9 protein-coding genes and 1 tRNA gene are annotated in these 14,366 nt (G+C 40.1%); 9 read left to right on the top strand and 1 reads right to left on the bottom strand.

Annotated elements, in window-relative coordinates; genetic code table 11:
* Positions 1–213: 213 nt before the first annotated feature.
* Positions 214–1,896, top strand: a complete 1,683-nt coding sequence (locus KGF34_RS03090; RefSeq protein ID WP_252559764.1) for a sigma-70 family RNA polymerase sigma factor — start codon at positions 214–216, stop codon at positions 1,894–1,896.
* Between the two features lie 543 nt (positions 1,897–2,439).
* On the opposite strand, the gene KGF34_RS03085 is transcribed toward KGF34_RS03090, so the two are convergent.
* Positions 2,440–2,524, bottom strand: a tRNA-Leu gene (locus KGF34_RS03085).
* A 403-nt stretch (positions 2,525–2,927) separates the two neighbouring features.
* On the opposite strand from KGF34_RS03085, the gene KGF34_RS03080 reads away from it, so the two are divergent.
* The 8 genes from KGF34_RS03080 to KGF34_RS03045 all read left to right on the top strand — a co-directional run bounded on the left by KGF34_RS03080 (position 2,928) and on the right by KGF34_RS03045 (position 14,362).
* Positions 2,928–3,230 (top strand): metal-sensing transcriptional repressor, encoded by a 303-nt coding sequence (locus tag KGF34_RS03080; RefSeq protein ID WP_022234289.1) that lies wholly within the window; start codon positions 2,928–2,930, stop codon positions 3,228–3,230.
* Positions 3,231–3,239: 9 nt separating this feature from the next.
* Complete coding sequence (locus KGF34_RS03075; RefSeq protein WP_252559763.1) at positions 3,240–5,741, top strand: heavy metal translocating P-type ATPase; 2,502 nt, start codon at positions 3,240–3,242, stop codon at positions 5,739–5,741.
* A 126-nt stretch (positions 5,742–5,867) separates the two neighbouring features.
* Positions 5,868–7,622: a 1-deoxy-D-xylulose-5-phosphate synthase gene (locus tag KGF34_RS03070; RefSeq protein ID WP_252559762.1), complete on the top strand. Its 1,755-nt coding sequence runs from the start codon at positions 5,868–5,870 to the stop codon at positions 7,620–7,622.
* An 82-nt stretch (positions 7,623–7,704) separates the two neighbouring features.
* Entirely contained in the window at positions 7,705–8,463 is a 759-nt protein-coding gene (locus tag KGF34_RS03065; RefSeq protein WP_252559761.1) for a HesA/MoeB/ThiF family protein, read from the top strand.
* Between the two features lie 19 nt (positions 8,464–8,482).
* On the top strand, positions 8,483–10,264 hold the full coding sequence (locus KGF34_RS03060; protein WP_252559760.1) for a bifunctional homocysteine S-methyltransferase/methylenetetrahydrofolate reductase: 1,782 nt from the start codon (positions 8,483–8,485) through the stop codon (positions 10,262–10,264).
* Between the two features lie 452 nt (positions 10,265–10,716).
* Positions 10,717–12,165, top strand: a complete 1,449-nt coding sequence (locus KGF34_RS03055; protein WP_022234284.1) for an aminotransferase class I/II-fold pyridoxal phosphate-dependent enzyme — start codon at positions 10,717–10,719, stop codon at positions 12,163–12,165.
* Between the two features lie 58 nt (positions 12,166–12,223).
* Positions 12,224–13,078 (top strand): polyamine aminopropyltransferase, encoded by an 855-nt coding sequence (gene speE / locus KGF34_RS03050; RefSeq protein WP_022234283.1) that lies wholly within the window; start codon positions 12,224–12,226, stop codon positions 13,076–13,078.
* A 24-nt stretch (positions 13,079–13,102) separates the two neighbouring features.
* Positions 13,103–14,362, top strand: a complete 1,260-nt coding sequence (locus tag KGF34_RS03045; RefSeq protein ID WP_022234282.1) for a saccharopine dehydrogenase family protein — start codon at positions 13,103–13,105, stop codon at positions 14,360–14,362.
* Positions 14,363–14,366 lie beyond the last annotated feature (4 nt).

Raw genomic sequence — 14,366 nt, 5'->3', positions numbered from 1 at the left:
ATTTGTTTGGCGACAAAAGGGCTATGTGTTTTTCGGGTGCGTAGCTTGTCTATGCACCTTTTTTATTAGAAAAACGGTGAATTTTAAAATTTTTTTAAAGTTTTTAAACTTTTTTTAAAAATTTTCAAAAATTTTTTTAAAAAAATGAACCTTTTAGCGTTCTGGGTTGTCTAATATATAGAAACGCAAAAAAATTATAAAGGAGGAAATATTATGAAAACAATCAAAGAGCTTGTATTGAGTGCTAAAAACGGCAATAAAAAAGCATTTGATAAGCTGTATGAGCTTACACATAATGATGTGTGGTACAACTGCCTTTCTTTGCTCAAAGATGAAGAAAACGCAAAAGACATAATGCAGGAAACCTACATTACAGCTTTTTTGAAGCTCGACACCCTCAATGATGAACAAAAGTTTTGCGGTTGGATTACATCAATAGCCGTAAACAAATGCAAAAACAAATTGAAAGGAAAGGTGGAATATCAGATTGACGATGAAGTTCTGATTGTGGAAACTGAAACAGATGAGTTAATGCTCCCCGAGGAGTACATAACCAAAGCCGAAAAAAGAAAAGTGCTGTTACAGATTATGGAAGACACACTTTCATTCAATCAGTATCAGACTGTTTTAATGTTTTATTTTGATGAAATGTCAATTTCTGAAATTGCACAGGGACTTGAAATTTCAGAGGGAACGGTAAAATCTCGCCTTAACTCTTCAAGAGCAAAGATGAAAACTGCAATTGAAGATTACGAAAAAAAGAGCGGTGACAAGCTTCACGGCGTTGTTGTTGTACCTTTCTTTACAACTATTTTCAAGGAAGAAGCAAAGAGCCTTGCAGTACCGAACATTACAATCAAGCTCCCGAACGGACAGACACTTGCAACCTCTGCAACAAAAGGCATTGCAACAGGTGCAAAGTCAACAGTTTCATCTATCGTAAAGGCAACAGCAACTGCGACAGTAAAAACCAAGGTAATTGCCGTTGTCTGCGGTGCTACAATACTTGCAGGCATATCAGCAGTCGGCATAAGCATTCTTGCAGGCTGTAACGCTGAGAAAGAACCGACAGAACCGTCAGTAATATCTTCAACCGTACAGACATCAACTGTTCCAACAACTGTACCGAAAACTACAGTACCAAAGGCAGTTAAAGATTTGGTAGACAAGGGTGAAATCAAGGTCGACAAAGACGGCAACATCACTGATAAGAATGGTAAGAAAGTCGAAGTAAAAGACGGCAAAGTAGAAGTAAAAACCGATGACGGTAAGACAGTTACAGTTAAGGTTGACGATGTAAAAACTACAGTATCTAACAACAATAACAGCAACAAGGGTAACACCGAAAAGAAAGAAGATACATCTTCAAAGAAAGACAATACTTCAAAGACAAATACATCTGATAACAACAAGAAGCCAGCGTCTAAGCCGAGCAACTCTTCAAGTAATAATCAGAAGCCAGCGAAGCCAAGTGAGTCATCAAAGGCTGAAACGACATCTAAGAAATATAAGTACTACAAGCATCACGATGCTGTGACAAAATATCACCCTGCAGTGACAAAAAAGCATGACAGAGAGTGGATTGTAACTGGTACTCACGAGGAACCAGTATATGATTACGACTGGGTAAATGTTTGTAATAATTGCGGTATGGTAATGAAAGATGCTAATGAAGAAAAACAGCATCTTACTTGGGAATTGGAAACAAACGGTGCAGGTGCATATCATGCTGAAAAGCGACAGATTCAGGTAGGCACAAAAACAGTAGAAGATGGTTATTGGAAAGAAGCATACACAGAGGTTGTTTCTAAGGCTTGGACCGAAACAATCACCCCAGCTTATGACGAGGAAGTATCTGAAAATGATCACTGGGATAAAAAAGTTCCTATCAACTAAGTGTGTTGGTATTAATTCGACAGTAAGTATAAATCCTTAAAGAAAATTATTGGGAAGAGAGGGTTCTTTATGAACCCTCTTTTTCTATGTTAAAAATAAATATTATACTAAAGAAAGTATTTAACTTAGTTATAATATATGTTATAATATAAACATATTAAAGGAGATATTTATATGAGTAGTTATAACCCTGAAGAGGGTAGTTATGGTATGGGAATGCTCTGTAATCAACAAAATAAAAAAAGAGGTTAAGCATTAGAAAAAATTGCTTAACCTCTTTGTTGTTTTAATAATAGAAAAATCTTTTGTGTTACGGTGTAATAAAATTTAAAAATATATTATCTTGTTTCTCAAAATCGGCAGGCAAACTAAAATGACAGTAAGTTTGACAGTAAGTTTGACTGCATTTTATCTTGTTTTAACTTAATTCAAAATTACTCAACTGAATTTTTAAAATCTCAAAAACCCAGTGTTTAAGCCACTTTTAAGGCATTTTAAGTAATTTTGGCAAAAAGAAAAAGGTGGTTAAAAAACCACCTTTACTGGTGCGGGCGACAGGACTTGAACCTGCACATCGGTTGACACTAGAACCTAAATCTAGCGCGTCTGCCAATTCCGCCACGCCCGCACGTGTGTATTTCAACAAGATAAACTTGCGAAAATCAAAATATTAAATTGTTTCACCGAGGTAGTGTGACCAAAATCTTACGTGTCTGCCAATTCCACCACACCCGCATAGGTGCTCTTAATTTTTACACGGCATAGCAAACCGAGGCGGAGCTAATCGCTTAATCCGCAATGTGATTATTATAACAGATTTATTTTTAAAAATCAAGAGAATTTTAAATTTCATTTTGCACGAATTTCGTACGAAAAAGTATGTGACAGGTTTTAAGGTGAATATAATGCTTTTTGCTATAAGTATATCTATAAAATTTTTGGAATCAATATCTTAGTATTGACAATATACCATACGGGGGTATATAATAAATATACCCTTATGGGGTATGAAAGTATAAAGGACTGATTTTATGGCATGTGAAAATTGTCACAGTAATAAAACAAAGCAAAGAAGCGAGAAAGAGTACAAGGCTCTCATCAATCGTCTTAACCGCATAGAGGGGCAGATAAGGGGTATTAAAGGTATGCTTGAGAAAAATGCCTATTGCACCGATATTCTGGTTCAGGTTTCTGCCGTTAATGCGGCGCTCAATTCATTTAATAAAGAGCTGCTTGCAAATCATATCAAAACCTGTGTGGCGGAGGATATTCGCAACGGTAAGGACGAAACAATTGACGACCTTGTCGCAACCTTGCAAAAGCTTATGAGGTAGGTGCTTTTGATGAAAAAATTTAATGTTACGGGAATGAGTTGTGCTGCTTGCAGTTCCCGTGTTGAAAAAGCGGTTTCAAAGGTTGAGGGCGTACAGTCCTGCTCGGTAAGCCTGCTTACAAATTCTATGGGAGTAGAGGGCAGTGCAAGTGACGAGAGCATAATCGCAGCCGTTGAAAAAGCAGGCTACGGTGCGAGTGTGGCAGGCGCAGAGAAAAAACAGTCTGCCGAAACCGATCAATTGAAAGATAAAGACACTCCTGTACTTATGCACAGACTTATTGCCTCTGTCGGCTTTCTTGTCGTATTGATGTATATTTCAATGGGGCATATGATGTGGGGTTGGCCGTTGCCTGCGTTTTTTGCGGATAATCATATCGCAATGGGACTTGCTCAGCTTTTGCTCTGCGTTATAATAATGGTTATAAACCGGAAATTTTTTATAAACGGATTTAAAGGCCTGATTCACCGTTCACCGAATATGGACACGCTTGTTGCGCTTGGCTCGGGTGCATCGTTTGTGTACAGTGTATATGCACTTTTTGCAATGACCGATGCACAGGTAAAAGGCAATGCTGAACTTGTTATGAGTTATATGCACGAGTTCTATTTTGAGTCGGCGGCAATGATTCTTACGCTGATTACGGTGGGCAAAATGCTTGAGGCTCACTCAAAAGGTAAGACGACAAATGCGCTCAAGGCACTTTTGAACCTTGCACCTAAAAAAGCAACCTTGTTGATTGACGGCAAAGAAACCGAAGTAACTGTTGATAAGGTGAAAAAAGGCGATGTATTCGTTGTTCGTCCGGGTGAGAGTATTCCTGTTGACGCTGAAATCACAGACGGCAGTACAGCTGTTGACGAGTCGGCTCTTACAGGAGAGAGTATTCCTGTCGATAAAGTTGTCGGTGACACTGTTTCGGCAGGTACTATCAATAAATCAGGCTTTATTAAATGCAGTGCAACGGCTGTAGGAGAAGACACTGCGCTTTCTCAAATTATTAAAATGGTAAGCGACGCTGCAGCAACCAAAGCTCCCGTAGCTAAAATTGCCGATAAGGTTTCGGGTGTATTCGTTCCTGCAGTAATCGTGATAGCCCTTATTACCATTGCGGTTTGGCTTTTGTGCGGTCAGACTGTAGGTTATGCGCTTGCAAGAGGTATATCGGTTCTTGTAATCAGTTGCCCGTGCGCACTCGGACTTGCCACACCTGTTGCTATTATGGTCGGCAACGGAATGGGCGCAAGAAAAGGTATTCTCTTTAAAACCGCAGCATCTCTTGAAGAGGCAGGTAAAACTCAAATTGCCGTACTTGACAAGACAGGTACTATCACTAAGGGCGAACCAAAGGTTACCGATATTATTCCGTTTGAAATCACAGAAAATGAACTTTTAAAATATGCATATTCAATCGAAGCCAAAAGTGAACATCCGCTTGCAAAAGCGATAATCGTAAAAGCGGTGGAACTTTCTTTAAATCCGTATGAAGTTACAGATTTTAAGGCTGAATCGGGTAACGGATTGTCTGCCGAATACAACGGTAAAAGGATTATCGGCGGCAGTAAGAAATATATTTCTTCAATTATCGGTATTTCAAACGATATATTAAGCAAAGCCGACAAACTTTCCGAAGAGGGCAAAACACCGCTGTTCTTTATGCTCGATAACAAGCTTTTAGGAATAATAGCCGTTGCCGATGTAATAAAAGAGGAAAGTCCAAAGGCTATTAAACAATTACAAAATATGGGCATTAAGGTTGTAATGCTCACGGGCGATAATGAGAGAACAGCTAAGGCTGTAGGAAAACTTGCAGGTGTTGACGAAGTTATTGCAGGCGTTATGCCTGACGTTAAAGAAAAAGTTGTTGCCGAACTCAAAAAGCAGGGCAAGGTTCTTATGGTCGGCGACGGTATAAATGACGCACCTGCGCTTACAAGAGCGGATATAGGTATGGCAATCGGTTCGGGTACGGACATTGCAATTGATGCCGCCGATGTTGTTTTTATGAAGAGCAAACTTACGGATGTTCCCGCAGCGGTAAGACTTAGCCGCAAAACATTAAGAAATATCCACGAAAATCTTTTCTGGGCATTTATCTATAATGTTATCGGTATTCCGCTTGCGGCAGGCGTTTGGATTCCGTTGCTCGGCTGGCAGCTTAATCCGATGTTCGGTGCAGCGGCAATGAGCCTGTCGAGTTTCTGCGTTGTAACCAATGCTCTAAGGCTGAATTTCTTTGACATTACAAATCCAAAGAAAGACAGAAAAATAAAATATAAATCAAAAAAGGATGATAATGCTATGACAAAGACAATGAAAATTGACGGTATGATGTGTTCACACTGCGAGGGCAGAGTAAAACAAAGTCTTGAGGGACTTACACAGGTAAGTCAGGCAGAAGTAAGCCACGAAAAAGGCACAGCTGTTGTAACACTTACCGCAGAAGTTTCAAACGATGTACTCAAGAAAACTGTCGAAGACCAGGGATACAATGTAATTTCAATTTCATAATTTTATTTGCAGATGTCGATTTAAACGGCATCTGCAAATTTTTTGCAAAAAATTTAAAAAAACTATTGACTTAAAGTCAGCTTTAACAGTTATAATATCTTTATAAAATTTACAGGAGATGTTATTATGTATATTGAAAAAATTAATTCACCTCAAGATGTAAAAGCACTCAATACGGAAGAAATGAAACAGCTTGCACAGGAAATGCGTACTGTCCTCATAAAAAAGCTTAGTATTCATGGCGGCCATTTCGGACCTAACCTCGGTATGGCGGAGGCTATTATAGCATTGCATTATGTGTTTAATTCACCTGTTGACAAGTTTGTCTTTGATGTATCGCATCAGAGTTACTGCCACAAAATTCTTACAGGCAGAAAAGACGCATTCATTTTTGAAGATAAGTATGACGATGTTTCAGGCTATACAAATTCTGACGAAAGCGAGCACGATTTATTTAATATCGGTCACACCTCAACATCTGTCAGCCTTGCGTCGGGTCTTGCAAAGGCAAGAGATTTAAACGGCGGCAAGGAAAATGTAATTGCCGTAATCGGCGACGGTTCGTTAAGCGGCGGTGAGGCTCTTGAGGGCCTTGACTATGCAGGCGAGTTTGACGGCAACTTTATTATTGTTGTAAACGATAACGATATGTCTATCGCCGAAAATCACGGCGGACTTTATAAAAATCTCAAACTTTTAAGAGATACGGGCGGTAAAGCCGAATGTAACCTCTTTAAGGCAATGGGACTTGACTATGTATTTGTCAAGGACGGCAACGATATTGAACAGCTTATTTCAGCTTTTGAAAGCGTAAAAGATATTGACCACCCTGTAGTCGTTCATATTTGCACACAAAAAGGTAAGGGTTATGCTCCTGCCGAAAAGGACAAAGAGAATTGGCACTGGTGTATGCCGTTTGACATTGAAACAGGCAGATCTAAATTTGAATTTGACGGCGAAAGCTATGATGATATTACGGTAAATTATCTTCTTAATAAGATGAAGAACGATAAGAGCGTTGCTGTTATTACTTCGGGCACACCTACAGTTGCAGGCTTTACAAAGGACAAGCGTGACATTGCAGGCAAGCAGTTTATTGATGTAGGCATTGCCGAGGAGCACGCAGTTGCTCTTGCTTCGGGTATGGCAAAAAACGGCGCTAAACCTGTTTACGGTGTTTACAGTTCATTTATACAGAGAACATATGACCAGATTTCACAGGATTTATGTATTAATTCAAACCCTGTTACAATTATTGTTTTTGCTGCGACAGTATTCGGTATGAACGATGTAACTCACCTCGGTATCTACGATATTGCAATGCTTTCAAATATTCCGAACCTTGTATATCTTGCACCTACTTGCAAGGAAGAATATCTTGCTATGGTTGAATGGAGTATGTCGCAGAGAAAGTACCCTGTTGCAATCAGAGTACCGGGCAACGGAGTTGTTTCAAATCCGAATTACAAACCGATTGACTTTGACAACCTTAACAAATACAGCGTCACCAAAGAAGGCGGCAAGGTTGCAATTCTCGGACTCGGCACATTCTATCAGCTCGGTGAAAGTGTTGCCGATGAAATTAAAAAGCAGTACGGTATTGACGCTACCGTTGTAAATCCTGTTTACATTACAGGTACGGACGAAGACTTGCTTGCAGAACTTGCAAAAACTCACGATGTTGTAATTACACTTGAGGACGGTATTCTTAACGGCGGTTTCGGAGAAAAAATTGCAAGATTTTACGGTAAATCGGATGTCAAAGTATTTAACTACGGCTTAAAGAAAGAGTTTCTCGACAGATATGACTATAATGAAGTTCTTGCCGAAAATCATCTCACCAAAGAGCAGATTTGCGAGGATATTAAAGATTTTATCTGATTTAAGTTGACAATTGCAATTAAATAGTATTAAAATATTAGGGCAGAGTTTTTCTGCCCTGATTTTTATTTTAGGAGTTTTTATGAATTTAACCTACGAACAAAACAAACGCTATTCAAGACAGCTTGTAATGAAAGAGATAGGGGAGAGCGGACAGAAAAAGTTGCTTTCTTCAAGCGTACTTGTAATCGGTGCGGGCGGTCTTGGCTCACCTGCGCTTATGTATCTTGCAAGCGCAGGAGTAGGCACAATTGGCATTGCAGACGCCGACGAAGTTGATGTGTCTAATCTGCAAAGACAGGTTATACATAACTGTGCCGATATAGGCAAAGCAAAAGTTGAATCGGCTAAGGAAAAAATAAATAAGTTGAATCCCGATGTTAATGTCAAAACCTACAAAACATATGTGAACAGTGAAAATATAGCCGAGCTTATCTCAGACTATGATTTTGTGCTTGACTGTACCGACAATTTCAGCAGTAAATTTTTGATAAACGATTACTGTGTAAAGGCAGAAAAGCCGTTTTGTCATGCAGGAGTTGTGGGCTTTGAGGGTCAGCTTATGACATATATTCCGCACAAATCCCCGTGCTACCGGTGTGTTTTTGAAGAAGAACCGAAAGCGGGCGATGTACCTCTTCCAAAGGAGGTAGGAGTTATAAGTGCGGCTTGCGGAGTAACAGGCAGTTTGCAGGCAATGGAGGCAATAAAGTTTTTACTCTCAAAGGGTGAACTTTTATGCGGTTATATGCTTATTTACAATGCTTTAAATGCGTCTTTTCGCAAAATAAAACTCCCGAAACAAAACCCGAATTGCAAGGCTTGCGCAAAGCAGGCATAATAAAAATATAGGAGAAATTATGAATATCAGAGAATACCTTAAAAAGAGCAAGCTGATTGCAGATGGCTCTTTCGGCACATACTATTCCCAAAAATATAAAACGGTCGATATTCCCGAATATGCAAATATTACCGCTTCGCAGAGAATATCGGAAATTCATACCGAGTATATAAACAGCGGTGCAAAACTTATCAGAACCAACACTTTTGCGAGCAATACATACTCTCTTGACTGCTCAATCGAACAGGTTAAGGAAAATATAAAAGCGGCTTACAAAATTGCAAAAGAAGCGGTTGAGCAGAGCGGAAAAGAAATATTTATCGCAGGCAATATCGGTCCTCTTCCCGCAGTTTTTCAGCCTGATTTTGAGGCTGTGGAAGAAGAATACTATCAGATTGCGAAAACTTTTATAGATGAAGGCGCAGATATTTTATGTTTTGAAACCTTTACACAGTCCGAACATATTATGCCTGCAATAAAGAGAATTAAAGAGGAATGTAATCCGTTTATAATTGTGCAGTTCTGCGTGAATCAGTACGGTTACAGTGAGGCGGGCGAAAGCGCGGAAAGGCTTGTTAGTGAAACTGCATTTTCAAAATGCGTTGACGCCGTAGGTCTTAACTGCGGTGTAGGCCCTGCCCATATGCAGCAGATATTGTCAAGAATTAATCTTAACAACAATTGTTTTGTCACGGCTATGCCAAATGCCGGTTATCCTTTACTTGTGCGCAACCGTGTAAAATATGCTGATAATCCGATATATTTTGCGTCTAAGGTAAATGGTATGGCTTTGCTCGGAGCGGATATTATAGGCGGTTGCTGTGGTACAACACCTGATTACATAAGAGAAGTTGCAAAAACCATTGACCTTACACCTACCGTAAAATCGGATGAAACTTCCGCAAACAACGAAAACGAAAAGCCTGTTATAAAAAAGAGCTTTTTCAGAAATGCCGACGGTACAATTAAAGATAAAAAACTTATTGCGGTAGAACTTGCTCCGCCTTTCGGCGCAGATGATAAAAAACTGCTTGAGGCAGCACATATGCTCAAAGGTCTTGGAGTAGATGTACTTACATTTCCCGATTCTCCTTCGGGCAGAACAAGAATCGACTCTGTGCTTATGGCGCAGAAAGTCAAGAATGTAACGGGTTTTGAAGTTATGCCGCACATCTGTTGCCGTGACAAAAACGCCATTGCCATGCGCTCAACTTTTCTTGGCGCAAGTATAAACGACATTAATAATTTTCTTATCATAACAGGTGACCCTATCCCCGTTATGGCAAGACAAGTAGTAAAGTCTGTGTTTAATTTCGACTCCGTGGGTCTTATGCGCATTGCCGATGAAATGAACAGCGAGGCATTAAAAGACAGTCCGCTCACTTACGGCGGCGCTATAAATCAGAGCAGACGAAGAATAGAATCGGAAATTAAGCGTGTGCAAAAGAAAATGGAGGCAGGCGCAGAATTTTTTCTTACTCAACCTGTATTTACAGCAGAAGATGCCGAGCGTTTGCGCAGAGTAAAAGAAGAAACGGGTGCAAGAATTTTGTGCGGAATTATGCCGTTGGTCAGCCGAAAAAATGCTCTTTTTATGAAAAACGAAATTTCGGGAGTTAATGTTACGGATGAAGTTATTGATCGTTATCCCGAAAATGCCGACCGTGAAGACGGCGAAAATGTAGGTGTTGAACTTGCAAAAGAAATGATTGCGGCTACAAGAGATTTTGCGGACGGTTATTATTTTTCTTTCCCGTTTAACCGAACATATTTGCTCAAAAGAATTATAGAGGAACTCTAAGATAAAATTTATGTAAAACCCTATAAATTTCTTGACAAAATATTAGTTTTGGTTTATTATAAATTTGTTGTAAGAGTATATCTTACTTAATTTAGCGTGAAAAAGATTTCTGTTTTCATGCAAATATATGACCACTTGCATATGTAAGTTAAGCCCATACGGACAGGCGGGTCAGCTGCCGAGCGTGGCGCAAGCCACATTATTGATTGAGTTAAAAGCTCAAATTTTATAAGTCGATTACTTATCATCAGTGCAACAGCACATCACTTGTGAAACGGTCAATAAGAGCAGAACGGTATATTTGCTACATTAGCTCTGAAAACGGAATTCTTCTATTAACTGTCAGCATAAGCTACAGAAAATAAATCATATATCCGTTAATCAAACAGGTGGTGCATTGTGCCGCCTGTTTTTTGTTGCATTATTTTTGATAAGCCGAAAGGGTAATGTAAATGGATATAAACACACAAAAGAAAGCCCCCTTGTATGAGGCTCTGCAAAAATTCCGCAAACAAAGGGTAGTACCCTTTGATGTGCCGGGACATAAAAGAGGAAGAGGAAATCACGAACTCGTTGAACTTCTCGGCGAAAAATGCGTAGGTCTTGATGTAAATTCAATGAAGCCGCTTGATAATCTCTGTCACCCCGTATCGGTAATTTTGGAGGCGGAACAGCTTGCGGCGGATGCATTCGGCGCAGGTCATGCATTTTTTATGGTCGGAGGTACAACTTCCGCAGTGCAGAGTATGATTTGGTCTGTATGCAAAGCAGGCGATAAAATTATTTTGCCGAGAAATGTGCACAAAAGCGTTATTAATGCTCTTGTGCTCTGCGGTGCGGTGCCTGCATATGTAAATCCCGATGTTGACAAAAAAATCGGAATAGCGCTCGGTATGGAACTTTCTCAAGTTGAAAACGCAATCAAAGAAAATCCCGATGCCGTTGCTATTCTTGTAAATAATCCGACCTACTACGGTATTGCGTCCGATTTAAAAGCAATTGTAAAACTTGCGCATGCTCACGGTATGAAAGTGCTTGCAGACGAGGCTCATGGCACACATTTCTATTTCGGTGAAGATTTGCCTGTATCGGCTATGGCGGCAGGTGCAGATATTGCGGCGGTGTCTATGCATAAATCCGGCGGAAGTCTTACGCAAAGCTCATTGCTGCTTACAAACAAAAATGTACGCTGGGAGTATGTGGCTCAAATTATAAATCTTACTCAAACCACAAGTGCAAGCTATCTGCTTATGTCAAGTCTTGATATTTCAAGAAGGAACCTTGCCTTGAGAGGAAAAGAGTCGTTCGGTAAAGTAATGAAAATGGCTGAATATGCCCGAAACGAGATAAACGAAATCGGCGGTTACTACGCTTACGGCAGAGAGCTTAACAATGGCAGCAGCGTGTTTGATTACGATGTAACCAAACTTTCAGTTTACACAAGAGATATAGGGCTTGCCGGAATTGAAGTTTACGACTTACTGCGTGACGAATACGATATTCAGATAGAATTCGGCGATATAGGCAACATACTTGCCTATATTTCAATCGGCGACAGAATACAGGACATTGAAAGACTTGTAGGTGCGCTTGCCGATATTAAAAGGCTTTATTCAAAGGACAATGCAAAAATGCTTAGTATGGAGTACATTCCGCCTATTGTATCGGCAACACCGAGAGATGCGTTTTATGCAGACAAAGAAATGTTGCCGATTGAACAGACGGCAGGAAGAATTTGCAGTGAATTTGTTATGTGCTATCCGCCCGGAATACCGATTCTTTCCCCGGGTGAAATGATTACAGATGAAATTATAGAGTATATTAATTATGCAAAAGCAAAAGGCTGCTCAATGCAGGGTACGGAAGACCCGTATATTGAAAAACTTAATGTATTGAAATAAAGTTTTTTAAGGTTACTAATAATGCGTTTTGTAAAAAACAAACCAAAGGAGTGTTTATATGGAATTTTGGTTTTCTGAAAGACATACCGATAATGTTGAGCTTTCTATAAGAGTTGAAAAACAGCTATTCAGCGGTCAGAGCGATTTTCAGCGAATCGATGTTTTTGATTCTGTGGAGTTTGGCAGATTTCTTACTTCAGACGGTAATGTGATTTTCAGTGAGAAAGACGAGTTCACCTACGACGAGATGATTGTTCATGTGCCTATGGCGGTTCATCCGAATGTAAAAAAGGTGCTTGTAATCGGCGGCGGCGACGGCGGTGTTGCCAGAGAGCTTTCACATTATGAAGAGATTGAAGTTATAGATGTTGTTGAGCCTGACGAGATGTTTGTTGAGGTGTGCAAGGAATATTTCCCCGACAACTCAAAGGGTCTTGAAGATAAAAGAGTAAATATATATTATCAGGACGGTTTAAGGTTTTTAAGAACAAGTCATAACGAATATGATTTAATTATAAATGACGCTACAGACCCGTTCGGACACACTGAGGGACTTTTTACAAAAGAGTTTTACGGCAGCTGCTACAAGGCACTTAAGGATGACGGAATTATGGTATATCAGCACGGCAGTCCGTTCTATGATGAGGACGAGGGTGCTTGTAAGGCTATGCACAAGAGAGTGTACAACTCATTTCCGATAAGCCGTGTGTATCAGGCACATATTCCTACCTGTGCCGCAGGTTATTGGCTGTTTGGCTTTGCATCTAAAAAGTATCATCCGCTCAAAGACCTTGACGCTAAAAGATGGAACAAGCGTGGCATAAAAACTTGGTATTATACGACCAATCTTCATCGAGGTGCATTTATGCTGCCGAAATATGTTGAAGATTTACTTGCAGAAGAAGAAAAATAATTTTATATATTGGAGGAAAACAGAATGAGCAGACTTTTAATTATCGGTTGTGGCGGTGTTGCAGGTGTTGCAATTCACAAGTGTTGTCAGAACAGCGATGTTTTTACAGAAATTTGCATTGCAAGCAGGACAAAATCAAAGTGTGACGCTATAAAAGCAAAACTTGAAAACACAACAAAAACGGTTATTACAACCGCACAGGTAAATGCCGACAGTAAGGATGAACTTGTGGCTCTTATTAATTCATACAAGCCCGATGCGGTATTAAACCTCGCACTTCCGTATCAGGATTTAACAATTATGGACGCCTGCCTTGAAACCAAAACAGACTACATTGATACGGCAAACTATGAACCGGAGGACACAACAGACCCCGAATGGAAAGCTGTTTATGAAAAACGCTGCAAAGACCTTGGCTTTACCGCTTACTTTGATTATTCGTGGCAGTGGGCATATAAAGAAAAGTTTGAAAAAGCAGGTATCACAGCACTTTTGGGTACAGGCTTTGACCCGGGTGTTACAAGCGTATTTACAGCATATGCGCTCAAGCATTATTTTGATGAAATCCATTATATAGATATTCTCGACTGCAACGGCGGCGACCACGGCTATCCGTTTGCAACAAACTTTAACCCTGAAATCAATCTTCGTGAGGTATCCGCAAACGGCTCGTATTGGGAAGACGGCAAGTGGATTGAAACCAAACCTATGGAGATTAAGAGAGTGTATAACTTTGACGGTGTGGGCGAAAAGGATATGTACCTGCTTCACCACGAGGAAATCGAGTCACTCGCAAAAAATATTCCGAATGTAAAGCGTATTCGCTTCTTTATGACATTCGGACAGAGCTACCTTACACATATGCAGTGCCTTGAGAATGTCGGTATGCTATCTACCGAGCCTGTTATGTATGAGGGCAGAGAAATTGTACCGATTCAGTTCTTAAAGGCTCTTTTGCCTGACCCTGCATCTCTCGGTCCACGCACTAAGGGCAAGACAAATATCGGCTGTATCTTTACAGGCGTTAAGGACGGCAAAGAAAAGACAATTTACATCTACAATATGTGCGACCATCAGGAGTGCTATAAAGAGGTCGGCTCGCAAGCTGTATCATACACAACAGGTGTGCCGGCTATGATCGGTGCGTCGCTTGTTCTTAGCGGTCAGTGGAAAAAGCCTGGTGTTTATAATGTTGAGGAGTTTGACCCAGATCCGTATATGGAGGCACTTAATAAATTCGGTCTTCCTTGGGTTGTTGACGAAAATCCCGTAACAGTTGAGTAAGCCG

The organism is Ruminococcus sp. FMBCY1, assembly GCF_023921805.1.
Lineage (GTDB): Bacteria > Bacillota > Clostridia > Oscillospirales > Acutalibacteraceae > Ruminococcoides > Ruminococcoides intestinale_A.
Note: the sequence above shows the minus strand (reverse complement) of the source record. Positions and strands in the feature narration are given on the sequence as shown.